General features: G+C 71.3%; 19 protein-coding genes. 8 read left to right on the forward strand and 11 right to left on the reverse strand.

The features are described 5' to 3' along the window. Nucleotides 1-66 precede the first annotated feature (66 nt). The gene (locus ABZ833_RS11635) at nucleotides 67-486 is read right to left on the reverse strand and encodes a metalloregulator ArsR/SmtB family transcription factor (RefSeq protein ID WP_361044402.1); all 420 of its coding nucleotides are present in this window, start codon (nucleotides 484-486) and stop codon (nucleotides 67-69) included. A 76-nt stretch (nucleotides 487-562) separates the two neighbouring features. Beyond that, nucleotides 563-2,131 (reverse strand): NCS1 family nucleobase:cation symporter-1, encoded by a 1,569-nt coding sequence (locus tag ABZ833_RS11640; RefSeq protein ID WP_361044405.1) that lies wholly within the window; start codon nucleotides 2,129-2,131, stop codon nucleotides 563-565. Nucleotides 2,132-2,571: 440 nt separating this feature from the next. Between ABZ833_RS11640 and ABZ833_RS11645 the strand changes: the two genes are divergently transcribed. The 3 genes from ABZ833_RS11645 (at nucleotide 2,572) to ABZ833_RS11655 (ending at nucleotide 6,764) form a co-directional block, all read left to right on the forward strand. Next, entirely contained in the window at nucleotides 2,572-4,503 is a 1,932-nt protein-coding gene (locus ABZ833_RS11645; RefSeq protein WP_361044817.1) for an NAD-binding protein, read from the forward strand. 194 nt (nucleotides 4,504-4,697) lie between these two features. Next, a complete protein-coding gene (locus ABZ833_RS11650) occupies nucleotides 4,698-5,213 on the forward strand; it encodes a hypothetical protein (protein ID WP_361044408.1) in 516 nt (171 codons plus the stop codon). Between the two features lie 126 nt (nucleotides 5,214-5,339). Next, nucleotides 5,340-6,764, forward strand: a complete 1,425-nt coding sequence (locus ABZ833_RS11655; RefSeq protein ID WP_361044410.1) for an SPFH domain-containing protein — start codon at nucleotides 5,340-5,342, stop codon at nucleotides 6,762-6,764. Nucleotides 6,765-6,844: 80 nt separating this feature from the next. Here ABZ833_RS11655 and ABZ833_RS11660 read toward each other — a convergent pair whose 3' ends face one another. After that, entirely contained in the window at nucleotides 6,845-7,900 is a 1,056-nt protein-coding gene (locus tag ABZ833_RS11660) for a helix-turn-helix domain-containing protein (RefSeq protein ID WP_361044412.1), read from the reverse strand. Between the two features lie 392 nt (nucleotides 7,901-8,292). After that, the gene (gene sigJ / locus ABZ833_RS11665) at nucleotides 8,293-9,225 is read right to left on the reverse strand and encodes an RNA polymerase sigma factor SigJ (protein ID WP_361044414.1); all 933 of its coding nucleotides are present in this window, start codon (nucleotides 9,223-9,225) and stop codon (nucleotides 8,293-8,295) included. 200 nt (nucleotides 9,226-9,425) lie between these two features. Between sigJ and ABZ833_RS11670 the strand changes: the two genes are divergently transcribed. Further along, nucleotides 9,426-9,899 (forward strand): carboxymuconolactone decarboxylase family protein, encoded by a 474-nt coding sequence (locus ABZ833_RS11670; protein ID WP_361044417.1) that lies wholly within the window; start codon nucleotides 9,426-9,428, stop codon nucleotides 9,897-9,899. 74 nt (nucleotides 9,900-9,973) lie between these two features. Next, nucleotides 9,974-10,522 carry a YceI family protein gene (locus ABZ833_RS11675; protein WP_361044419.1) on the forward strand — a complete coding sequence of 183 codons (549 nt, stop codon included), beginning with the start codon at nucleotides 9,974-9,976 and terminating at the stop codon, nucleotides 10,520-10,522. Nucleotides 10,523-10,569: 47 nt separating this feature from the next. Here the strand turns inward: ABZ833_RS11675 and ABZ833_RS11680 are convergent, their stop codons facing one another. From ABZ833_RS11680 to ABZ833_RS11705, 6 genes are all read right to left on the reverse strand, one after another. After that, entirely contained in the window at nucleotides 10,570-11,586 is a 1,017-nt protein-coding gene (locus ABZ833_RS11680; protein ID WP_361044421.1) for a TIGR03842 family LLM class F420-dependent oxidoreductase, read from the reverse strand. Between the two features lie 15 nt (nucleotides 11,587-11,601). Continuing rightward, on the reverse strand, nucleotides 11,602-13,005 hold the full coding sequence (gene hydA / locus ABZ833_RS11685; protein ID WP_361044424.1) for a dihydropyrimidinase: 1,404 nt from the start codon (nucleotides 13,003-13,005) through the stop codon (nucleotides 11,602-11,604). Nucleotides 13,006-13,056: 51 nt separating this feature from the next. Continuing rightward, nucleotides 13,057-14,340: an aspartate aminotransferase family protein gene (locus ABZ833_RS11690; RefSeq protein WP_361044426.1), complete on the reverse strand. Its 1,284-nt coding sequence runs from the start codon at nucleotides 14,338-14,340 to the stop codon at nucleotides 13,057-13,059. Further along, entirely contained in the window at nucleotides 14,337-15,179 is an 843-nt protein-coding gene (locus ABZ833_RS11695) for a nitrilase-related carbon-nitrogen hydrolase (RefSeq protein ID WP_361044428.1), read from the reverse strand. Before ABZ833_RS11695 ends, ABZ833_RS11690 begins: the two co-directional genes overlap by 4 nt. A gap of 192 nt (nucleotides 15,180-15,371) precedes the next feature. Continuing rightward, nucleotides 15,372-16,952 carry a hypothetical protein gene (locus tag ABZ833_RS11700; RefSeq protein WP_361044431.1) on the reverse strand — a complete coding sequence of 527 codons (1,581 nt, stop codon included), beginning with the start codon at nucleotides 16,950-16,952 and terminating at the stop codon, nucleotides 15,372-15,374. Nucleotides 16,953-17,058: 106 nt separating this feature from the next. Beyond that, entirely contained in the window at nucleotides 17,059-17,655 is a 597-nt protein-coding gene (locus tag ABZ833_RS11705) for a TetR/AcrR family transcriptional regulator (protein ID WP_361044820.1), read from the reverse strand. 181 nt (nucleotides 17,656-17,836) lie between these two features. Here ABZ833_RS11705 and ABZ833_RS11710 point away from each other — a divergent pair, with 181 nt between their 5' ends. Both ABZ833_RS11710 and ABZ833_RS11715 read left to right on the forward strand, forming a co-directional pair. Further along, complete coding sequence (locus ABZ833_RS11710) at nucleotides 17,837-18,295, forward strand: nuclear transport factor 2 family protein (protein ID WP_361044433.1); 459 nt, start codon at nucleotides 17,837-17,839, stop codon at nucleotides 18,293-18,295. Next, nucleotides 18,292-19,143 carry an NAD(P)H-binding protein gene (locus ABZ833_RS11715; protein WP_361044436.1) on the forward strand — a complete coding sequence of 284 codons (852 nt, stop codon included), beginning with the start codon at nucleotides 18,292-18,294 and terminating at the stop codon, nucleotides 19,141-19,143. The genes ABZ833_RS11710 and ABZ833_RS11715 overlap by 4 nt, the downstream gene beginning before the upstream one ends. A gap of 30 nt (nucleotides 19,144-19,173) precedes the next feature. Here ABZ833_RS11715 and ABZ833_RS11720 read toward each other — a convergent pair whose 3' ends face one another. Beyond that, nucleotides 19,174-19,434 (reverse strand): helix-turn-helix transcriptional regulator, encoded by a 261-nt coding sequence (locus ABZ833_RS11720; RefSeq protein WP_249586792.1) that lies wholly within the window; start codon nucleotides 19,432-19,434, stop codon nucleotides 19,174-19,176. A gap of 155 nt (nucleotides 19,435-19,589) precedes the next feature. On the opposite strand from ABZ833_RS11720, the gene ABZ833_RS11725 reads away from it, so the two are divergent. After that, a complete protein-coding gene (locus tag ABZ833_RS11725) occupies nucleotides 19,590-21,467 on the forward strand; it encodes a hypothetical protein (protein ID WP_361044440.1) in 1,878 nt (625 codons plus the stop codon). Nucleotides 21,468-21,506: the final 39 nt, after the last annotated feature.

Here is a 21,506-nt window from a genome sequence, read left to right on the forward strand (position 1 = left end):
GCGGCCTCTGGTGCGAAGGTTTCCGGCCCGAAGGATTCAGGCGCGAAGGTCTCAGGAACCAAGGTCTCAGGCGCCAAGGCCGCGGAGCCGACGCCCGGGAGCCTCCGCGGCACGGTCGGAGCGATCGGCACGGTCGGCTCGGACGGAGCGGTCGGCACGGTCGGAGCGGTCGGCTCGGTCCGACAGCTGTCCGACCATCAGCCGCACCACGGTCACCACATCCGCGTCGTCGACGAAGTAGACCTGGCGCCGCCCCTCGCGCCGGGCCCGCACGAGACCGGCAAGCTTCAGCTTCGTCAGATGCTGGCTGACCGCGGGCAGCGCACCGCCGACCCGCTCGGCAAGGCCCGTCACATCGCTCTCGCCCTGCGCGAGCGCCCACACGATGTGCAGCCGCGCGGAGGAGGCGAGCAGGCCGAAGGCCGCGGCCGCCTCGGCGAGAACCTCGGCCGGCGGATCGTCGAAGCCGGTGCCGCCTGTCGCCACGGTCGTCCTCCTCCGCCCTCCGCGCCCGGACTCGCGCGCACGAACGTCTCGTACGCAAGGGTCGCGAGCGTCCAGTCTAGGCCGCCGGCCGGCCTCCCCCGGAGCCCGCGCGCCTGCCCATCGCCATCAGCCCGACGTAGACGACCAGCGCAGATGCGAGCCCGATCGCCCATCCGTAGTCGGCGAGCGGTTTCAGGACCGGGATCAGCCCGTCCTCGGGGAACGGCCCCTTCCCCGGCGCGGAGTGCGAACCGCCCACGGCCAGCACGCCGCCGACCGCGAAGGCGGCGACGGCGCGCAGGTTCCATCCGCCGGTGTACCAGTAGCGCCCTTCGGGGCGGTACAGATCGGCGAGGTCCAGGACCGTCCGCCGCACCACCCAGTAGTCGGCGATCAGGATTCCGGCGACCGTGCCGAGCAGTCCGCCCACGACGCCGAGCCAGACGAAGATGTAGAGCTCGGGCGTCTCGATCAGCTTCCACGGGAAGATGACCACGCCCACGACACCGGTGATCAGCGCGCCCGTACGGAAGTTGATGAACTTCGGGGCGAGGTTGGCGAGGTCGTACGCGGGTGAGACGACGTTCGCCGCGATGTTCACGGAGACCGTGGCGACCAGGACCGTCACCAGGGCGTAGAGGAGCCCGAAGACGTTGTCGGCCTTGGCGGCCAGGTCGACGGGCTCCCAGATCGGCTCGCCGTACACCGCCTGCGAGCCGGAGGTCACGAGGACGGACAGGAGCGCGAACGCGGTCATGGTGGTCGGCAGGCCGAGCGTCTGCCCCCACACCTGCGCCCGCTGCCCTTTCCCGAACCGGGTGAAGTCGGGGATGTTCAGGGACAGCGTGGACCAGAAGCCGATCATGCCCATCAGGGCGGGGAAGAACACCGGCCAGAAGTCGGCGCCCCAGCCCAGCGTGGACGGCTGGTCGAGCAGCGGGCCGAGGCCGCCCGCCTTGTCGGCGATCCACACGAGCAGCACGACGGCCCCGACGAGCACGAAGGGCGCCGCCCAGTTCTCGAAGCGGCGCAACGCCTCCATCCCCCGGTAGATGATGGCCAGTTGGAGGATCCAGAAGAGTACGAAGCAGAGCCACAGCGGCCAGGGATAGCCGCCGATGCGTGACTCGTCGCTCCATGCGCCGTCGAAGACCTGGTTGAGCAGGACGTAGATTCCCTGGCCGCCGATCCAGGTCTGGATGCCGAACCAGCCGCAGGCCACGGCGGCCCGGATCAGGGCGGGCAGGTTCGCGCCGCGCAGGCCGAAGGACGCGCGGGCCAGGACGGGGAACGGGATGCCGTACTTCGGGCCCGCGTGTCCCGTCAGGAGCATGGGGAGGAGCACGATCACGTTGGCCGCCGCGATGGTGAAGACGGCCTGGCGCCAGTCCATGCCGAGCGCGACCAGGCCCGAAGCGAGCGTCCAGGAAGGGATGTTGTGGGCCATGCCGACCCACAGCGCGGCGAAGTTGTAGGTGCCCCAGTGGCGTTCGGCGACGGGGATGGGCTTGAGGTCGTCGTTGGCGAAGCGGCTGTGCTCCGGAAAGGCGCCGGGGAGCAGTTCGACGCGGCCGTCGTCGGCGACGGTCTGGGATGTCGCGCCGGGCTCCGCGGCGGCCGGCCCCGTGGGGACGGTGCCGCTCACGAGGCGGTCGGATCTGTCTGCGGCACATGTCCGAAATCCATGCCCAGGCTCCTTACTCGGGTCAACGCGGGTCATCGCGGGTCAACTCAGGTCAGGTACTGGTGTGGGGGCTGGTGCCGACGGGTGCTGGAGAGTTTTCAGAGCCCGCCCTCCGCCAGTTTCCCCGACCGGCGGCGACGGCAATCCTGCTCCCGGTGAGCCATATCGCGCCAGCCGCGTACCCCAACTACCTTGTCCCACATGTTCAATCGTGGTTGGCCGCCGCCATCGGGAGTCGCTGTCGGTCCCGCTCGCGGTGTCGGTGTCGGTGTCAATACCGGCATTGGAGAGGGCGAGTCGTGAGCCACGGGAATCCGCAGCCCGTCCGCCACTCCGCTGACGCGGACGACGAGGCCGTGATACCTCGTCAGGCGCGGCAACCGCCGCAGAGCGGCGGCCACATGGTGGTGTGCGGTGACGACGCGCTCGCCGAACGCCTCGCCGCCGAGCTGCGCTCGGTGTACCGCGAGCAGGTGACGGTCGTCGTCCCCTCCGCGCTGCCGGTCGACGGCCCGCGCTCCGGACCGGCCCGGCGGGCGCGGGCCGTCGCCTTCCTGGGCCGGATGCAGGCCGTCATGGCGCGCGCGGCCGGTACGCCGGGCGGCAACGGGGACGGGGCGCCGCGGCCCGAGGTCCCTCGCGTCCTGGAGGCACCGGAGCCCGACGAGGCGGCCCTCGTCGAGGCGGGCGTCCACGAGGCTGCCGCGCTTGCGCTGGTGTACGACGACGACGAGACGAACATCCACGCGGCGCTCGTCGCCCGCCGCCTCAACCCCCGCCTGCGGATCGTGATCCGGCTCTACAACCGCAAGCTGGGCCAGCACTTGGAGGAGCTCCTCGACCAGGCCGCCGCGGTCGCGTCCCCCAGCCTGGATCCGGCAGAGGTGATCGCCTCCACCACCGTCCTGTCCGACGCCGACACCGCGGCTCCCGCCCTGGCGGCCACCGCGGTCGCCGGTACCAGCAAGGTGGTCCAGGCCGACGGCCTTCTCCTGCGCGCCGTCGAGCGGGACCCGCCGGGCCGCGGCCAGGTCGCCGACCCCGGTCTCTGCACACTCGCCCTGCTCTCGTCGACCACCAACGACCCTGCGGGCGCGGAGGGTTCGGACGACGGCGGCCAGGACGGACCGCTGCTGCTGCCCGACGACCGCACCGTCACCTCCGCCACCGGCAGGGGCACCGTGGTCCTCAAAGCCGTCTCGCACGCCGGGCCCGACCGGCCTCCCGGCCGCCTCACCGGGCGCGGGCTCCCGTTCGGCTCGCTCTTCTCGCCCCGGCTGCGCTGGTCGGTGGCCGGGCTCATGGCCTGCGTCCTCGGCCTCGCGGTGGCGAACTGGCTGACCAGCGACGCCCACCCGCTGCACGCCGCGTATCTGACCCTGCTCGACCTGTTCGCCATCGACGACCCCGCGCTCGGCGAGTCCACCGCACGCCAGATCCTTCAACTCCTCTCCGGCCTGGCCGGGTTGCTCCTCCTGCCGGTGCTGCTCGCCGCCGTCCTTGAGGCGTTGGGCACGTTCCGCACCGCCTCCTCCCTGCGCCGTCCGCCGCGCGGTCTCTCCGGCCACGTGGTCCTGCTCGGCCTCGGCAAGATCGGGACCCGCGTCCTGGCCCGCCTCCGCGAACTCGGCATCCCCGTCGTGTGCGTGGAGGAGGATCCCGAGGCGCGCGGCATCCCGCTCGCCCGCAGGCTGCGCGTCCCCACGGTCGTCGGCGACGTCACGGACGAAGGCGTACTGGAAGCCGCCAAGATCCACCGCGCGCACGCACTGCTCGCCCTCACCAGCGTCGACACCACGAACCTCGAAGCCGCCCTGTACGCCCGCTCGGTCAAGCCCAACGTCCGCGTGGCCCTCCGCCTCTACGACGACACGTTCGCCACCGCCGTCTACCGCACCCTGCGCGCCGCCCACCCGCAGGCCCTCACACGCAGCCGCAGCGTCTCCACCCTCGCCGCCCCCGCGTTCGCGGGAGCCATGATGGGGCGGCAGATCCTGGGCGCGATCCCCGTCGAGCGTCGGGTCCTGCTGTTTGCCGCCCTCGACGTCGCCGGGCACCGCCAGCTGGAGGGGCGGACGATCGCCGAGTCGTTCCGGCCCGGGGTCTGGCGGGTCATCGCCCTGGATTCCGCCGCGCCGGACGAGCGGCTGCCGGACCTGACGGCCTCCCGGTCGGACGACGGCACCGACCAGCCGACGGGCCTCGTCTGGGACCTCCACCCGGGGTACGTCCTGCGCTCCCAGGACCGCGTCGTCCTGGCCGCTACCCGCCAGGGCCTGGCGGAACTCCTCGGCCGACGCGCCCAGGCCCGGACGGGCCCTGCCGACGCGTAGACCGGCCGAACGAAGAAACAACAGAACGGCAGATCGGCAGCCCGGGAGCCCGGGAGCCCGGGAGCCTCGGCAGAACAGCAGACCGGCATGAAAGAGCTCCAATGATTGCCGGGTCACGGCAATGTGCACCATCTGCCCGGCATGCGACGATCCCCACCTCACCGAGACATCCGGCAAGTTGGGGAGGTGCTCCGGTGACTGTCTTTCTGGGTCTTGGCGTCGCGGGGATCGCGCTGCTGGTGCTCTGCCTCGTCTTCGACGGGGTCCTTGAAGGGCTCTTCGACGGCGTGGGAGTGCTCGACGGGCTCTTCGACGGGGTGCTGTCCCTTCCCGTGGTCGCCGGATTCGTGTCCATGCTCGGCTTCGGCGGCGCGATCGTGCTCGGTACGACCGGGCTCGGCGCCGGCGGCGCCACCGCCGTCGGAGCGGCCGCCGGTGCGGGAACGGGCTGGCTGACATGGAAGTTCAGCCGCGCCCTGATGCGGGATCAGACCGCGGCCACGCCACGGGGCGACGATCTCGTGGGCACCTCGGGGGCCGTGGTCACCGCGATCCCGGTCGACGGCTACGGCGAGGTGCTGCTCCAACTCGCCGGTCAGCCGGTGAAGTTCGCCGCCAAGAGCGCCGTGTCCATCACCCGCGGCACCGAGATCTGGGTGGAGGCGGCACTGTCGCCGACCTCGGTCGCGGTCCGCCCCGTGCAGCGCTGACCACCGCGCCGGCCCCCTTCACGCCTGCGTACAACCACGCCTGCGTACAAACCACGCCTGCGCCAACCATGCCTGCGTACAACATCACCGATCTGCCGCCCTCGGGGAGGCAGGGGGGAATTCACCATGAGTCCAGTCCTGACCGCCGTCATCGGAGTCGTCGTACTCCTCGTACTGCTCGCGCTCGTCGTCGTGACCCGCTACAAGGTCGCCGGGCCCAGCGAGGCCTTCATCGTGACCGGGCGGCGCGGCAAGAAGTCCACCGACCCCGACACGGGCCGGATCTTCACCGACAACAGCGGCCAGAAGGTCGTGGTGGGCGGCGGCGTGTTCGTCGTGCCGTTCGTCCAGCAGAAGTTCACGCTCGACCTCTCCTCGCGGCACATCCCGATCGCGGTGCGCGGCGCGGTCACGCTGCGCGGCGTGAAGGCCAACCTGGAGGGCGTCGCGATCGTCAAGGTCGGCGGCACCGAGGACTCCATACGCGCCGCGGCCCAGCGGTTCCTCGCCCAGCAGGGCGGCATCGTCGGCTTCACCCAGGAAGTGCTCTCCGGGGCGCTGCGCTCCATCGTGGGCCGGATGTCGGTGGAGGACATCATCCGCGACCGCGCCGCCTTCGCCGGGCAGGTCGCCGAGGAGGCCGAGGCCAGCCTGTCCGGGCAGGGCCTGGTGCTCGACGCCTTCCAGATCCAGGACATCACCACCGAGGGCTCCTACCTGGAGGACCTCGGCCGTCCCGAGGCCGCCCGCGCCAAGCAGGAGGCGGACATCGCCGAGGCCGTGGCCCGCCGCGCCGCCGAGCAGGCCAGGCTGAAGGCCGAGGAGGAGATCGCCGTCGCCCAGCGGACGTTCTCCCTCAAGCAGGCGGAGATCAAGGCCGAGACCGACGAGGCGTCCGCGCGCGCCGGGGCCGCGGGACCGCTCGCCGAGGCCGCCCGCCAGCAGGAGGTCCTCACCGAGCAGGAGAAGGTCGCCCAGCGGCAGGCCGCCCTGACCGACCGGGAGCTGGACACCAAGATCCGCAAGCCCGCGGACGCCGCCCGCTACCAGGCCGAGCAGGAGGCCGAGGCCCGCCGTGTCTCCCTGGTCAAGCAGGCCGAGGCCGATGCCGACCGGGCCCGTCTGACCGGTGAGGGCGAGAAGGCGCAGCGTGCCGCGCTCGCCGACGCCGTACGCCTGGAGGGCGAGGCCGAGGCCGCCGCGATCGGTGCCAAGGGAGCCGCGGAGGCGGAGGCCATGCGCAAGAAGGCCGACGCGTTCGCCCAATACGGCGACGCGGCGGTGCTGCAGATGCTCGTCGAGGTGCTGCCCAGCGTGGTGGCCAAGGCGGCGGAGCCGCTCAGCGCGATCGACAAGATGACCGTGATCTCCACGGACGGCGCGAGCCAACTGTCGCGCACGGTCGCCGACAACGTCGCCCAGGGCGTCGAACTCCTCAGCTCCACCACGGGAGTCGACGTCGCCGAACTCCTCAAGGGCATCACCGGCGGCAAGCCCCTGGCGGGCGCGGCTCCCACCAAGCTCAACGGCAAGATCGACGTCACCGACTGACCGTCACAGTTCACGGCTCACAGTTCACGGCTCACAGTTCACGGCTCACAACTCACGGCCCACTGGTCACAGCTCACAGGTCACAGCGAAGTGGTCGGCCAGCCCAGCAGTCGGGCGCCGATCACCGCTGTCTGGAGGGTGTAGCGGTCCAGCGGGTCGGCGGGGTCGGACCCGGTGAGGGTGCGGACGCGCTCCAGGCGGTACGTCAGGGCTCGTACGCTCAGCGACAACTCCCGCGCCGCCTGAGCCGCCACGCACCCGGTGTCGAAGTACGCGAACAGGGTCTTCAGCAGCGGCACGGCGCCGCCCCGCGCCTCTTCCAGGGGTCCGAGCGTGGTGAGCACCAGGTCCACCAGGGCCTGCCGGTCTCGGGCGAGGACGGGGAAGACCAGGAGGTCGGCGGCGCGCAGCACGGGCTCGTCGAAGCCCATGCGCGTCGCGAGCTCCAGGGTGCTGACGGCTTCTTCGTAGCTGTGGGCGATGCCTGCCGCGCCGGGCTGGGGCCGGCCGATGGCGATGCGGCCGCCGTCGGTGGCGGCGTAGGCCCGCTTGGCGAAGTGGTCGAGCACCTCGTCCTGATGGGCGGGGGCGATGCACACGAGCCGCCCGTCCTTGGTGGTGAGCAGGATGTGGCGGTCGCCGAAGCGGCCGACGAGATCGCTCTCCACGTCCCGCGACACGGGATCGGTCTCGTCATAGGCGTCAGGGCCCTCGGCCACGGCCACGGTGTGCGCGTGGGAGAGCCGCAGGCCGAATCGCTCGGCGCGCGCGGCGAGACGCCCCAGGTCCCCTCGCCCGTACAGCAGGTCGTCGATCAACTCGCGCCGCGCGGCCTCCTCTTGGCGTACGACGAGCCGCTGCGCGTGTTCGTACCCCTCGGCGAAGGCGTCGATGGCCTGCTCCGCGGTCGCGAGCAGATGGTCGGGATCGCCGGCCGCGGGACGGTGGGCGCGGGTGGCGGCGAGGTGCTCGCGTATCAGGACGCGCCACGCGTATCCGGCGTGGGCGGCCTGCGCACCGAGCGCACGGCGTGACGTCAGCTCCTCGCGGGTGAGGCGGCGGCCGGTCGCGGCGGCCCGCGTGAGAATGTCGGCGTAGCCGTCGAGCAGCCGCTCGGGAATCTCCTGGGTGGTCATCTGGTCTCCAGAGGACAGACACGGCGGTGCGGCACGGGCGCACGGCGCTCCATGCCGTCGGAAAAGACGGGCGACGGCAACTGGGCGCGGGCACGGCGGAGTCAGAACCCCGAAGGCATCAACGGCGCGGGCTGCTCATCATGGCGCCGTCGATATCAGGCACGCTGTCACGGGCGGAGTTGTCGATGCGCACGACTCTGGGACCCATCTCTTGCCCCCGCCCCTCCGACCGTCGGCGATCGTCGTCGCCGCTTGAATATTGAGCAACCCCTGGCTCAATGGAGCACCTTGGCTCAGTTCGTTAGTTTACCGTACGACAAAGATCGTAAATGGGAAACCACAGACCCCAAGCGGACAAACGCCGGCGCCCGGCGGCTCGACGGGGAGGCTTCTCAGGCAGTCCAGGTCCGCAGCTTCTCGGGATTTCGTACGGCCCAGAAGCGCGTGATCCGGTCGCCCGCGACGTCGAGGGCGATCACCGACGTGGTGACACCCTCGTGCTGGACCACCAGGCCGGGGCGGCCGTTGACCGTGCGCTCCAGGATCGTCTGGCCGGGCAGCCTGCCGGAGACGGCGATCAAGTAGCGCGCGATCTCCTCGGCTCCCGCGACGGGGTGGGGCGCGGCGTTGACCAGGCCACCGCCGTCGGCGAGTGCCGTGGCATCGGGGTCGAGGAGGCCGATGAGCGCGGCGATGTCCTTGGCCTCCCATGCCCGCTTGAAGTCCCTGACGACGTCGGCGCTGCGGGCCGCCGGAGCCGTGGGAGCGTGCGAGGCGCGCATGCGGCGGCGGGCCGAGGACGCCAGCTGGCGGCATGCCCCCGGGCTGCGGCCGACGGTCTCGGCCACTTCGGCGAAGGAGTAGCGGAAGACGTCATGCAGGATGAACGCGACGCGCTCGGCCGGGGTCATGGATTCGAGCACGACGAGGAACGCCATGTTGACCGACTCGTCGAGGGTGACCCGGTCGGCCGGATCGGATGCCGTGCCGCCCGGCCGCCCCTCGGCCCACTCCGTGCGATCGGGCAGCGGCTCCGGGATCCACGCGCCCACGTAGCTCTCGCGCCGGGCCCGTGCCGAGCGGAGCTGATCGAGGCAGATGCGACCGGCGACCTTCGTCAACCAGCCACCGGGGGATTCGATGGCCTCCCGCTGCCGCTCGGTCATGGCGTACCAGCGGACGTAGGCCTCTTGTACGACGTCCTCGGCATCGGCAAGTGAGCCGAGGAGCCGGTACGCGAGATTGATCAGCTGACGCCGCTCGCTCATGATCGCGCCCAGGCCCGGGTCGCGCCGGGCGTCGCCGGTCTTGAACTGGATCCTCATGGTGTCGCCACTCCCCTTGCCGCATGTGCCGTCACCAGTACGACGAGACAGCCTCCCCGAATGTGATGCCCGCCTGCGTCGCCGGGGCGTCGCCTCACATTCCGAGGGGCTGTCTCGTCGGTGGTGCTGGGACGACAAGGTCCCGCGAACGGCCGTTCCGCCCATGGGGCGAGCCGGTCAAGCAGGCGAAGGAGATCACTGTGGACACCCGTCTCGACTTCCTCACCAATCCGGTGTCGGCCAAGGTCGTCAAGCACATCGCTGCCGCGGGCAAGGCACTCGCGGACTCGACGTTGCCTGCCGCGACGCACGAGCTGGTCGCACTCCGCGCCAGCCAGATCAACGGGTGCGGTTTCTGCATCGACATCCACACCAAGGAAGCAGCGCACGCCGGGGAGACCCAGGTCCGCCTCCACCTGGTCGCGGCCTGGCGGGAGGCCTCGGTGTTCACCGAGGCCGAGCGGGCCGCGCTGGCGCTCGCGGAGGAGGGCACCCGCATCGCCGACGCGGCCGGTGGTGTCAGCGACGAGGTGTGGGCGAACGCCGCCAAGCACTACGACGAGGACCAACTCGCCGCCCTGGTGTCGATCATCGCCGTCATCAATGCCTTCAACCGCCTGAACGTCCTCACCGTGCGGCCCGCGGGCGAGTACCAGGTCGGCCAGTTCGGATGACCGGCGGCCGGCTCCCGGTCCTCGGGAGCCGGCCCATCCCACCCCCAACCTCCAACCTCCAGGAGGCACCACCCATGTCATCGACCCCGATCGATCTCGCCGAGCTGACCGGCTCCTACGCCCTCGACACCACCCAGAGCCGGATCGGCTTCGTCGCCCGGCACACCATGTCCACCAGGGTGCGCGGCCGGTTCGAGGAGTACGAAGGCGACGTACTCCTGTACGGCGACCACCCGTCGAAATCCGGCGCACGCCTCACGATCCGGGCGACGAGCCTGCAGACCCACAACCGGCAGCGCGACGACCAACTGCGCAGCACGTTCCTGGACACGGACAACCACCCGGCCATCACCTTCGCCTCGACCGACGTGGCACCGGCCGGCGAGACCACCTACAGGGTCACCGGCGACCTGACCATCCGCGGCGTGAGCAAACCGGTCACCCTGGACGTCGAGCTGACCGCCGCCGAGAGCGACGCACGGGGCGACCTCCGGGTCGGTCTGGAGGGCAGCGTCACGATCAACCGCAACGACTGGGGCGTGAACTGGAACACCGCGACCTCACTTCTCGTGAGCCCGAAGGTGATCCTGGAGTTCGACGTCATCGCCGTCCGTCAGCCCTGACCGGACGCCTTCGCTCGGGTGCGCAGTGCCCAACTCGCCGGGGCTGCTCACGACAGGGCGGGGATGACCGTGTCGCCGTATCCGTCGATGACGCCTTCACGGTCGTCGTGCATCGCGTACAGCGCGAACTGATCCACCCCCAGCTGCTTCAACTCCCTCAGTTTCGCGATGTGTTGCGCCGCCGTGCCGATCACGCAGAAGCGGTCCACGATGTCGTCGGGGACGAAGGCCGTGTCGGGGTTGTCGGCGCGGCCGTGGTGGGAGTAGTCGTAGCCCTCGCGGGCCTTGATGTACTCGGTGAGGGCCTCGGGGACCAGGTCCGAGTGTTCGCCGTACTTCTTCACCAGGTCCGCGACGTGGTTGCCGACCATCCCGCCGAACCAGCGGCACTGCTCACGGGCATGGGCGAGCGCGGCGGGCGAGTCGTCCTGCGTCAGATAGGCGGGGGCGGCGACGCAGATCTTCACCGACGCCGGGTCGCGGCCCGCCGCCGTGGCCGCGTCCCTGACCGCCTTCACCATCGACTCCGTGAGATACGGGTCGGCCAGCTGGAGGATGAAGCCGTCGGCCTCCTCACCGGCCATCTTCAGCGCCTTGGGGCCGTACGCGGCCATCCACACCGGGAGTTGGGCGTCCGGCTTGATCCAGGGGAAGCGGATCGTGGTGCCGCCCAGGTCCGCTTCCCCGCCCGAAGCCAGCGACCGGATGACCTTCATCGCCTCGCTGATCCGGGCGAGGGTGTTCGGGGCGCGGCCCGCCACCCGCATCGCGCTGTCGCCGCGGCCGATGCCGCACACCGTGCGGTTGCCGTACATGTCGTTCAGGGTCGCGAAGGTGGAGGCCGTCACCTCCCAGGTGCGGGTTCCCGGGTTGGTGACCATCGGGCCGACGATCAGCCGGTCGGTCTGGGCCAGGATCTGGCTGTAGATGACGAAGGGCTCCTGCCAGAGCACGGCCGAGTCGAAGGTCCAGCCGTAGCGGAAGCCGCTGCGCTCCGCGCGCTTCATGAGGCTGATGACCTGGGCGGCCGGCGGATCGGTCTGCAGGACGAGTCCGAAGTCCATGGTGCGTCGCCTCTCCTAGCCGAGGTACTGGGTGGTGCCGCGCGGCACGTACGCGCCGTGTCCTGCGTGGCCGGTGAACTTGCGCTGGTCGATGACCACTTCACCGCGGGACAGGACGGTCTCCACCTGGCCGGTGACGTGCTTTCCCTCGTACGCGGAGTAGTCCACGTTCATGTGGTGCGTGTCCGCCGACATGACCTGCTCGGCGGCCGGGTCGTAGATGACGACGTCGGCGTCCGCGCCCGGCGCGATCGTGCCCTTCTTGCCGTACAGGCCGAACATCCTGGCCGGGCTCGCGCAGGCGATCTCGATCCAGCGGCGGCGGCCGATGTGCCCGTCCACGACGGCCTGGTGGAGGAGGTCCATGCGGTTCTCCACGCCGGGCAGGCCGTTCGGGATCTTGGAGAAGTCCCCGCGGCCCAGCTCCTTCTGCCCGACGAAGCAGAAGGGGCAGTGGTCGGTCGACACCACCTGGAGGTCGTTCGTGCGCAGTCCGCGCCACAGCGCCGCCTGGTGCTCGCGCGGCCGCAGCGGGGTCGAGCAGACGTACTTGGAACCCTCGAAGCCGGGCTCCGCGAGGTTGTCCGTGGACAGGAACAGATACTGCGGACAGGTCTCCCCGAACACCGGCAGGCCCTCGTCGCGCGCCCTGGCCAGCTCGGCCACCGCCTCCTGCGCCGACACGTGCACCACGTACACCGGCGCGCCCGCCACCTGGGCGAGCTTGATCACCCGGTGCGTGGCCTCCGCCTCGAGGAGCGCCTTGCGCACCTCTCCGTGGTAGCGCGGATCCGTCTCGCCCCGCGCGAGCGCCTGCTCCACCAGGACGTCGATGGCCAGGCCGTTCTCCGCGTGCGTCATGATCAGGCCGCCGTTGCCCGCGGCCTTCTGCATCGCCCGCAGGATCTGGCCGTCGTCGCTGAAGAAGACGCCGGGGTACGCGGTGAAGAGCTTGAACGAGGTGACGCCTTCCTCGATCAGCAGGTCCATCTCCCGCAGGGACTTCTCGTTCACGTCCGAGAGGATCATGTGGAAGCCGTAGTCGATGGCGCACTTGCCGTCCGCCTTCGCGTACCAGGCGTCGAGCCCGGCGCGCAGCGCGTGCCCCCGGCTCTGCACCGCGAAGTCCACGATGGTGGTGGTGCCGCCCCAGGCCGCGGCCCGGGTGCCCGTCTCGAAGTCGTCGGAGGAGAACGTGCCGCCGAACGGGAAGTCCATGTGCGTGTGCGCGTCGACTCCGCCCGGAATCACGTACTTGTGGGACGCGTCGATGACACGGTCCGCCGTCCACGCCTCGGCGGCGCCCGAGCCGTGTGCGGCGAGCGCCGCGATCCGGCCGTCCTCGATCAGCACGTCGGCGTGGGTCTCTTCGGCGGCGGTGATGACGAGTCCACCGCGGATCAGGGTGCGGGTACTCATGATGGGGCGCTCCCTCTCATGCTCGTACGTTCATACCGGCAGGCACGTGAACTAGACGCTCCGCAGGGCCTGTTCGAGGATCGCCGCCCCTTCTTCCGCCTCGGCGACGGTCAGCGAGAGCGGCGGGGCGATGCGCAGGACGCTGGTGTCGTGGCCGCCGCCCTTGCCGATCAGGAGTCCGCCTTCGCGGGCCGCTTCGAGCACGGCGGCGGCCGCCCGCGGATTGGCCTCGCCCGTCGCGGGGTCGACCAGCTCGACGCCGATCATCAGGCCTCGGCCGCGCACTTCGCGTACGACGGGCAGCTGGGCGCAGATGGCGCGCACCCGCTCGATGAGCAGTCCGCCGACGCGCCGCGCGTTGCCCTGGAGGTCGTGTTCCAGGAGATACGTGAGGTTGGCGAGGCCGGCCGCCATGGTGACCGGTGAGCCGCCGAAGGTCGAGATGGAGTTGGAGTCCAGGGAGTTCATGACCTCGGCGCTCGCGACGACGCCGCCGATGGACATGCCGTTGCCGATGCCCTTGGCGAAGGTGAGGATGTCCGGCGGGCCGCTCGCGGCGTGCGCCTGCCAGCCCCAGAAGTGGTCGCCGGTCCGGCCCCAGCCGGTCTGCACCTCGTCCGAGATCCACAGGACGCCGTGCTCCCACAGGACTTCGCGGAAGGCGGCGTAGAGGCCGTCCGGAGGCGAGGTGAAGCCGCCGACCCCCTGGATGGGCTCGGCGATCAGGGCCGCCACTCCCCCCCGCGCCTGCCCGAGCATGTCCTTCAGATCGGCGACGCAGGCCTCGATGAACTCGGTGTCGCTCAGCGCGGCGTACGGTCCTCGGCTGCGGACGCCCCCGTGGACGTACAGCGTCTGGAGCGGCGAGAGGCTGGTCGGCGACCAGGCGTTGTTGCCGGTGATGCCGACGGCCGTGAACGAGCGGCCGTGGTAGCTGTTGCGCATCGCCAGGATCTGGTTCGAGCGGCGGTGCGCGGTGGCGAGGAGCAGGGCCGTGTCGTTGGCCTCGGTGCCCGACGTGGTGAAGAAGACGCGGGCGTCCGGGATGCCGGAGAGGCCCGCGACCCGCTCGGCGAGGTCGATCATCGGCCGGTTGAGGTAGAGCGTGGACGAGTGGATGATCCGCCCGGCCTGCTCGCTGACCGCCTTGGTGACCTCGGGCAGTGCGTGGGCGGTCATGGTGGTGAGGATGCCGCCGAAGAAGTCGAGGTACTGCTTGCCGTCCGCGTCCCAGACGTGGCGGCCCTCGCCGTGGGTGATCTCCAGCGGCTCTGCGTAGTAGAGCGCGAGCCACTCGGGCAGGACGGCTTTGTGGCGGGTGTGCAGATCACTCACGGCTGTACCAGTCCTTCGTACGCGTCGGGGCGGCGGTCCCGGTAGAACGCCCACTGCTGGCGTACTTCCTCGATCAGCCCCAAGTCCAGGTCCCTGACGACGAGTTCCTCGGCCTTGTCGCTCGCCCTCTCGCCGACGAACTGGCCGCGCGGGTCGACGAAGTACGACGTTCCGTAGAAGTCGTTGTCGCCGTACTCCTCGACGCCCACGCGGTTGATGGCCGCGATGAAGTACTCGTTGGCGACGGCCGCCGCGGGCTGTTCCAGCTGCCAGAGGTAGGCGGAGAGGCCGCGGGAGGTGGCGGAGGGGTTGTAGACGATCTGGGCGCCGTTCAGGCCCAGCTGGCGCCAGCCCTCGGGGAAGTGGCGGTCGTAGCAGATGTAGACGCCGACCTTGCCGACCGCCGTGTCGAAGACGGGCCAGCCCGCGTTCCCGGGCTTGAAGTAGTACTTCTCCCAGAAGCCCTTGACCTGGGGGATGTGGTGCTTGCGGTACTTCCCCAGGTACGAACCGTCGGAGTCGATCACGGCGGCGGTGTTGAAGTAGAACCCGGACTGCTCGACCTCGAAGACCGGGACGACGATGACCATGCCGGTCTCGCGGGCGAGTTCCCGCATCCGCGTGACGGTGGGTCCGTCCGGCACGGGTTCGGCCCAGCGGTAGTGCTCGGCCTCCTGCACCTGGCAGAAATAGGGGGCGTTGAACACTTCCTGGAAGCCAATGATCTTCGCACCCTGGCGGGCCGCCTCGCGGGCGTGCTCCTCGTGCTTGGCAATCATGGATTCGGTGTCGCCGGTCCAGGTTGCCTGAACCAGTGCGGCGCGTACGACGTTGGCCATGAGCTGCTCCTTCGACGGGACGTCAGAGAGCTTCTACGCCCGTAGACTTGGTGCGTAGACAGGAAAACGTAAGCCTCGTCGCCGGGCTGGGCAAGACCATCGCCGTTAACCGGCGGAGTCGATCATGTTTCGCACCCAACCGGGCGAGAACCGGACGAGAACGCGCAGACGAAGCGGGCGCGTCAGGGCGCGTCAGGCGCTGAATCCGGCGACGCGCAGCGCGTGCACGAGATCCCAGTGGCGCTCGTCCGACACCCCTTGGGCCGCCTGGAGGAGCAGCGGGATGAGCCGGTAGGGATCGGTGTGCGCGCAGCCGGCCGCGTCCTCGGGGGTACGGACACGGAGATAGGCGTCGAGCAGGGCGCGGGCCTCGCGCTCGCGGCCCGCGTCGATCAGCGCGAGCACCGCCTCGGCGATCTCCGGTGCGGGCCGTGAGACGCCCTGCCGCAGCAGCTTGCGGCAGTCGTCGGCGCGGCCGGAGCCCGCGAGGGCGTCGGCAAGCGCCACGAGCCGGTCGGGCGGCAGCGATGCGGCCTCCCAGAGCAGCGTCGACCAGTCTGCGCCGAGGCCCGCGCGGTGCAGCTCACCGGCGAGCACGGGGATGCGCGCCGCGGGCCAGCCCGCCGCCTCGACCAGGACGCCGTGCGCCTCGCCGCTGCGGCCCTCACCACGGAGCCGGACGAGGGCGGCGACCGCCTCGGCGGTGGCCTGCTCGGCGTCGCGGTCCGGTCCCTCGGTGTCGCGGCCCCCGGCTTCGTCGCCGCCGCCGTCGGAGGCGTGCGCGAACCGCGCGCCGCGCGGGATGCTCACGGCGGGCGGCTGCCCGGCCGCCTGCGGCGCGGCGACGGCATCGGCCGCGTCCACGCCCTCGTCGAGGCCCGCGAACCCCGCGAAGCGGGCGCCTCGGGGGCGGCGCGGGCGGCGGGACGTGTCGCGCGACTTGCGGCCCTGCTTCGGGACGGCGGGGGCGTCGTGGGGCGAGGCCTCGGGGTCCGAGCCGGAGCCGGAGTCGGCCGGGTCGACGTCGACGGAGACGGTGCGGGAATCCGGAGCCGGGGCGCCCCGACCCTCCGGGGACTCGCAGAACTCCCGTGTCCGGCCGCCGAGTTCCGAGGATCCGGCGTCGAGGCCATCGCCTGCACCACCGAAGCCGTCCACTCCCCGAGCCCCGAAGGCCGCCGGCGCCTGCCCGTCGAAGGCGTCGAAGTCCTCGGCCGCGAAGTCGTCCGACACCGGAGTCCCGAAGTCGACCCACTGCGGGCGGTCCGCACGGTCGAGCAGCTCGATGCGCTCCCGGAGCTCCGCGCACCGAGCGGTGGCCCGCTCGTGGTCGTCGCGGACCCAGGCCAGATCGCGGTTGAGCCGCTCCACCTCGTGCGGCGTGGCCGCGGCCGCGAGCGCGCGGCCCAGGTCCGCCTGCCGCTCCACGGCGAACCGCTGCTCGGTGAGCATCATGTCGAGGCGCTCGCCGAGCAGCCCGCGACCGCCGGGCCGCGCGTCGTACGCGGCGAGCGAGGCACCGTGCAGCGCCCGCGCCCGCTCCGTCTCAGGCTCGGCGGCCTGCGCCCCGTACCGGGTGGCCAGATCGTGCAGCAGGGCCTCCATCACATCCCAGGGGGGCACTTCCGAGCCATCCAGGCAGGCCTGCATCCCCTCGGGGTCACGGGACCAGAACACACCGCACCACCCGGCGCCCGGATCGAGCCGCGCCAGGAGATCTCTGAGGTACCTCGCGAACTCCCGCACCTGATCCGGGAGTTGTCCTACTGCCATCCGAGCCAGCACCGCCCCATGGAGCCTGGAGTGTTCCGGTCCGGAAGATAACACCAGTCGTGTTACGGGACGACTACACGTGGTTTTCCGGCCGACCCCCGGCACCTCACACGCCGTCGTCCGCACCGTGAGCGAGCACGGAGGCGCACAGCCTCCGCAACCCCGCGTGCAGCTGGCCGGGGCTCGCGCCCTGGCTGGTCAGATGCTCGACGAGGTCACTGCGGACGGCGGCGAGCAGGGCGTGCGCGAGATAGTCGGCATCCTCGCGTCCGTGTACGCCGGTCAGCATCCCGGCGATTTCGGAGTGCCACAGGTCGTAGGCGGGGTTGAGGTAGGGGCTGCCGGTCCCCGCCCGGTCCAGGGCCAGCATCAGCGCGCGCTGGTTCAGCTTGAGGTCGAGGAGTGCGGCCATGAGCGCGGGCACCCGTTCGGCGACCGGCGCGCCGGGCCCCAACGGCGGTGGCCCGTCGACGACTTGCTCGCGCAGCTGCTGCGTCTCCTCGATGACCAGCGCCCTGACCAGGCCGATGCGGTCGGAGAAGTGCCGGAAGACCGTGCCTTTGCCTGCCCCGGCGGCCTGGGCGATGTCGGCCATCTTGACGGTGTCGGGGTCGGCTGCGTCCTTGAAGAGCCGGGCGGCGGCTGCCAGCAGCGCGGCCCTGTTGCGGACGGAGTCGGCTCTCTCCTTGCGGGCGGTGATGATTCCTCCTCGGTGACGGGCGACTCGGTGGCGGGCGGCTCGGCGGCGAGCGGCTCGGTGGCGGGCGGCTCGGCGGCGAGCGACTCGGTGACGGGCGAACGGAACGGCGGTACGACCACCAGCATAAGTCGACCCAGGGTCCGGTACTTGTAAACGGACCCGGGGTCAGGTTAACGTCGCCCCCATGACGACACACCCCGCGACGCACGCTTCACCCACCGAAGTCTTCTCCCGCTCCCTCGACCTCCTCCTTGCCAAGGACATCGACGGCTGGGTCGCCCTCTGGGCGCCGGACGGAGTCCTCGAGTTCCCCTTCGTGCTCCCCGGGGCCCCGCACCGGCTCGTCGGCCGCGACGCCGTGCGCTCCTACATGGCCGACTACCCCGACCACATCGACCTGCGGAGCTTCGAGGACCTGTCCGTCCACCGCACCGAGGACCCCGGGACGATCGTCGTGGAGCTGCGCGGCATCGGCCGGGTGGTCGCCACGGGGCGCCCCTTCGACATGCCGTACATCCAGGTCGTCACCGTCCACGAGGGACGGATCACGCGGTTCCGCGACTACTGGAACGGCACACTGGCCGCCGACGCCTTCGACGGCCCGATCCCCGTCGGCGCCACGCACTCCGGAGAGGCCCGATGACCATGCGATTCCTCATCACCGGCGGCACCGGCACCACCGGAAGCCGCGTGGCGAAGGCACTGGACGACCAGGGCGCGTCCGTACGCGTCGCGAGCCGCGCCCCGGCGCCGGGCACCCGCCAGGTCCGCTTCGACTGGGCCGATCCCACCACCCACGGCCCCGCCCTCACCGGCACGCACGGCGTCTATCTGGTGCCGCCCATCGGGGACGCGGAGCCCGCCCGGCTGATGGTGCCGTTCCTGGAACAGGCCCTGGCCGCGGGTGTGCGCCGCTTCGTGCTCCTGAGCTCCTCCGCGATCGAGGAGGGCGCCCCCGGGGCCGGGGAGGTACACCGGGCGCTACGTCAACTGGCCCCGGAGTGGGCGGTGTTGCGCCCGTCCTGGTTCATGCAGAACTTCGTCAACCCGGGGCATCTCCATGTCGAGAGCATCCGCGCCGCGGACGAGATCGTGACGGCCACCGGGCAGGGCCGGGTGGCGTTCGTCGATGCGGGCGACATCGCCGCCGTCGCCGTACGGGCCCTGACGGACGAGCGGCCGCACAACGCGGCGCACCTGATCACCGGGCCACAGGCACTCAGCTACGCGGACGTCGCGGAGGCGGTCTCCAAGGTCTCGGGGCGCGGGATCCGCCATCGCTCCGTCCCCGTGGCGGACTTCCGCGAGCAGCTCGTCGCCACCGGGATGCCCGAGGCGTTCGCCCGCGTGCTCGCCGCCATGGACGACTCCATCGCGCACGGGTCCGAGGACCGCGTGGATCCCGCCGTCGAGCGGATCACCGGCAGGCAGGCCCGCGGCTTTGCGGACTTCGCCGCCGAGCACGCCGCCGAGTGGACCCCGGGGCCGTGACCCCGTGAGCCCGGCGGCCCGCGCCACCCCTCACACAGGGGCGAGCGGCACCAGCGCGCACGCCTGAGCCACCTCGTCCAGCGAGAGGCCGAGCGCCAGTGCAAGGGCCGACACGGTGAAGAACGCGGGCGTCGGGGCCCGCCCCGTCTCGATCTTCCGGAGTGTCTCCGCGGAGAGTCCGGCGCACGCGGCGACCTCCACCATGCTCCGCTCGCCACGCGCCGAACGCAGCAGGCGGCCAAGACGCTCACCGCGCTCGCGCTCTTCTGGGGTCAGGGGAGTCCGTACCATGCGCCCATCCTAGTCCCACCGCGCGCGGAAAACCATTCTCATACCGGTATAGTAATTGGCAGGGTCGAACTCGCGACGGACACGTCACACAGCTCGGCACAGCACCGTGACGCCGTGGCGACATCCGCCACGTAGATCATCCGTACGATGCCTCGGTGACACACGAGATCATTGATTACGGACAGTTCGCGGACCGGTTGGAGCGTCAACAGGGGCGCCCCCGATGGACGTTGCTCGACGAGGTGCAGCGCGAGTGGGGATACGAGGACCCGGGCGGCGAGCCCGGCCACTCCCGCTGGGGCGGCGAGAACGAGGAGCACGGCGTCGACTGGGACCTCCCGGTCCCCCGGGCGCTGAACGAATGGTGGGATTCCCCGCTCAACTCCTTCGCCTTCAACCCGCGCCTGTACTGGGTCCACACGCAGTGGCCGCCCAAGATCTCCGAGCTAGACGTGGACTCGACGGACGGGTCCGGCGGGATCGTCACCCCCGATGACGACGCGCGCGTGTGCGTGTTCATGTCCGAGTACCACTACACCCACGAGTGGGGCTACCTCGCCGCCGAGGCCGAACTCCCCGACCCCCGCGTCCTCGTGAGCGTCGGCGGCCAGTGGGTGGAGCAGAGCCGCTCGCTCTCCGAGTTCCTGATGCAGCTCGCCTTCGAGCGGATGCCCGCGCACTACGGCTGGACGCTGCGGTTCGGCCGCGACACCGTCGACGCCGACCCCGAGATCGTGCGCCGTCTTGAGGCCTCGTACCGCGAACTGGGCCTGCTGCCCTGGCAGGAGATGGGCACCGACGCGCTCTCGTACGGCGCCCCGGACGCGGTCATACGTCACGGACGCGGACCGAGGGCCGACTTCAAGATCGTGATCAACGCCCGCACCCGCGACGCCCTGCTCGATGTCGCCCGCACCCTGGGCCTTGAGTGGACCGACAAGGACATCCGTCCGCCGGCCGAAGTACCCGTACCCCTGGAGGACTTGGGGCCGGTCTCGCTCTCCGCGGCAGACTCCGACCCGCGCGGCCGGTGGACGGTCCTCACCCGCGAGTTCCCGCAGCCGCCCGCCGTCGCCGGAGCGGCGGCCGCGCTCGTCGAAACCCCGGGCACCCTCAGGGCGGTGGCCTCGCTCCACGGGCCGACGCTACTCGTCGCGGGCGACACGGAAGGCCACGTGCACGTCCGCGAGACGGACGACGAGGACCCGGAGACCATCACCCTCGGACTGCACCGCGCGCCGGTGACCTCCGTGACCTGCCTGGAGCTCGCGACCGGCACGCGCCTGGTCCTCAGCGGCGACGCCCACGGCGTGATCCGCTACTGGTCGACCCGCCGCAAGCCGTTGCGCGCGCCGTTCGCCCGCAGGAGCACCCCGGTCGCCTCACTGGCCGCCGCGGTCCTGCCGACCGGGCCCGCGCTCGCCGCGGCCTGGGCGGACGGCCTGGTGCGCGTCTGGGACCTGGCGTCCGACGCGGTGGCCAACCTCCGCCTCGGCACCGGCATCAAGTTCCTCGGCCTCGAAGCGGACGGCGCCGACGGCATCCTGCGCGTCACGGACGCGGACTCCACCGCAGCGCTCCGCCTCGACCTGGCCAAGCTGTGGCCGCACCGCGACCTCCAGCTGCGCCTGGAGAGCGTCGACTGGGGCTCGCTGTGGACGGCGCGCGGCCCCGGCCACATGGTCCCCGAGCTGATCGGCAAGGTGGCGTCGGACGACAAGAAGACGGCCATGGACGCGGTCCACGACCTCTACCGCCTCCTCGTCTCCAAGGAGGCGGCATCGACCGCCGCGGTCCCGGCCGTCCCGTTCCTGGTCGAGCTCATGACGGACCCGGACAACCGCTCGCGCAGCACGCTGCTGCTCCTGATCGCGGACCTGGCGGACGTCCACCAGGCCCGCGGCGGCAGGGGCGACGCCCAACTGGCCGCGGTGCGCGACGCGTTGCCGACGCTGCGACATCTGCACGACGACCCGGAGGGCGCGATCCGCTGGGCGGCCAACGAGCTTGAGCAGAACTGCGCGGCTCGCTGAGCCCGCCGGGCGGGCCCCCGCGGGCCCGCCCGGACCGTC

It is taken from the genome of Streptomyces sp. NPDC047525 (assembly GCF_040643025.1).
Lineage (GTDB): Bacteria > Actinomycetota > Actinomycetes > Streptomycetales > Streptomycetaceae > Streptomyces > Streptomyces durmitorensis.

Coding starts and splice junctions, on each gene's coding strand:
- ABZ833_RS11660 (WP_361044412.1), bottom strand. CDS start 7,900: ATGACCACCCAGGAGATTCCCGAGCGGCTGCTCGACGGCTACGCCGAC.
- ABZ833_RS11675 (WP_361044419.1), top strand. CDS start 9,974: ATGTCATCGACCCCGATCGATCTCGCCGAGCTGACCGGCTCCTACGCC.
- ABZ833_RS11710 (WP_361044433.1), top strand. CDS start 17,837: ATGACGACACACCCCGCGACGCACGCTTCACCCACCGAAGTCTTCTCC.
- sigJ (WP_361044414.1), bottom strand. CDS start 9,225: ATGAGGATCCAGTTCAAGACCGGCGACGCCCGGCGCGACCCGGGCCTG.
- ABZ833_RS11700 (WP_361044431.1), bottom strand. CDS start 16,952: ATGGCAGTAGGACAACTCCCGGATCAGGTGCGGGAGTTCGCGAGGTAC.
- ABZ833_RS11715 (WP_361044436.1), top strand. CDS start 18,292: ATGACCATGCGATTCCTCATCACCGGCGGCACCGGCACCACCGGAAGC.
- ABZ833_RS11645 (WP_361044817.1), top strand. CDS start 2,572: ATGGTGGTGTGCGGTGACGACGCGCTCGCCGAACGCCTCGCCGCCGAG.
- hydA (WP_361044424.1), bottom strand. CDS start 13,005: ATGAGTACCCGCACCCTGATCCGCGGTGGACTCGTCATCACCGCCGCC.
- ABZ833_RS11680 (WP_361044421.1), bottom strand. CDS start 11,586: ATGGACTTCGGACTCGTCCTGCAGACCGATCCGCCGGCCGCCCAGGTC.
- ABZ833_RS11655 (WP_361044410.1), top strand. CDS start 5,340: ATGAGTCCAGTCCTGACCGCCGTCATCGGAGTCGTCGTACTCCTCGTA.
- ABZ833_RS11720 (WP_249586792.1), bottom strand. CDS start 19,434: ATGGTACGGACTCCCCTGACCCCAGAAGAGCGCGAGCGCGGTGAGCGT.
- ABZ833_RS11695 (WP_361044428.1), bottom strand. CDS start 15,179: ATGGCCAACGTCGTACGCGCCGCACTGGTTCAGGCAACCTGGACCGGC.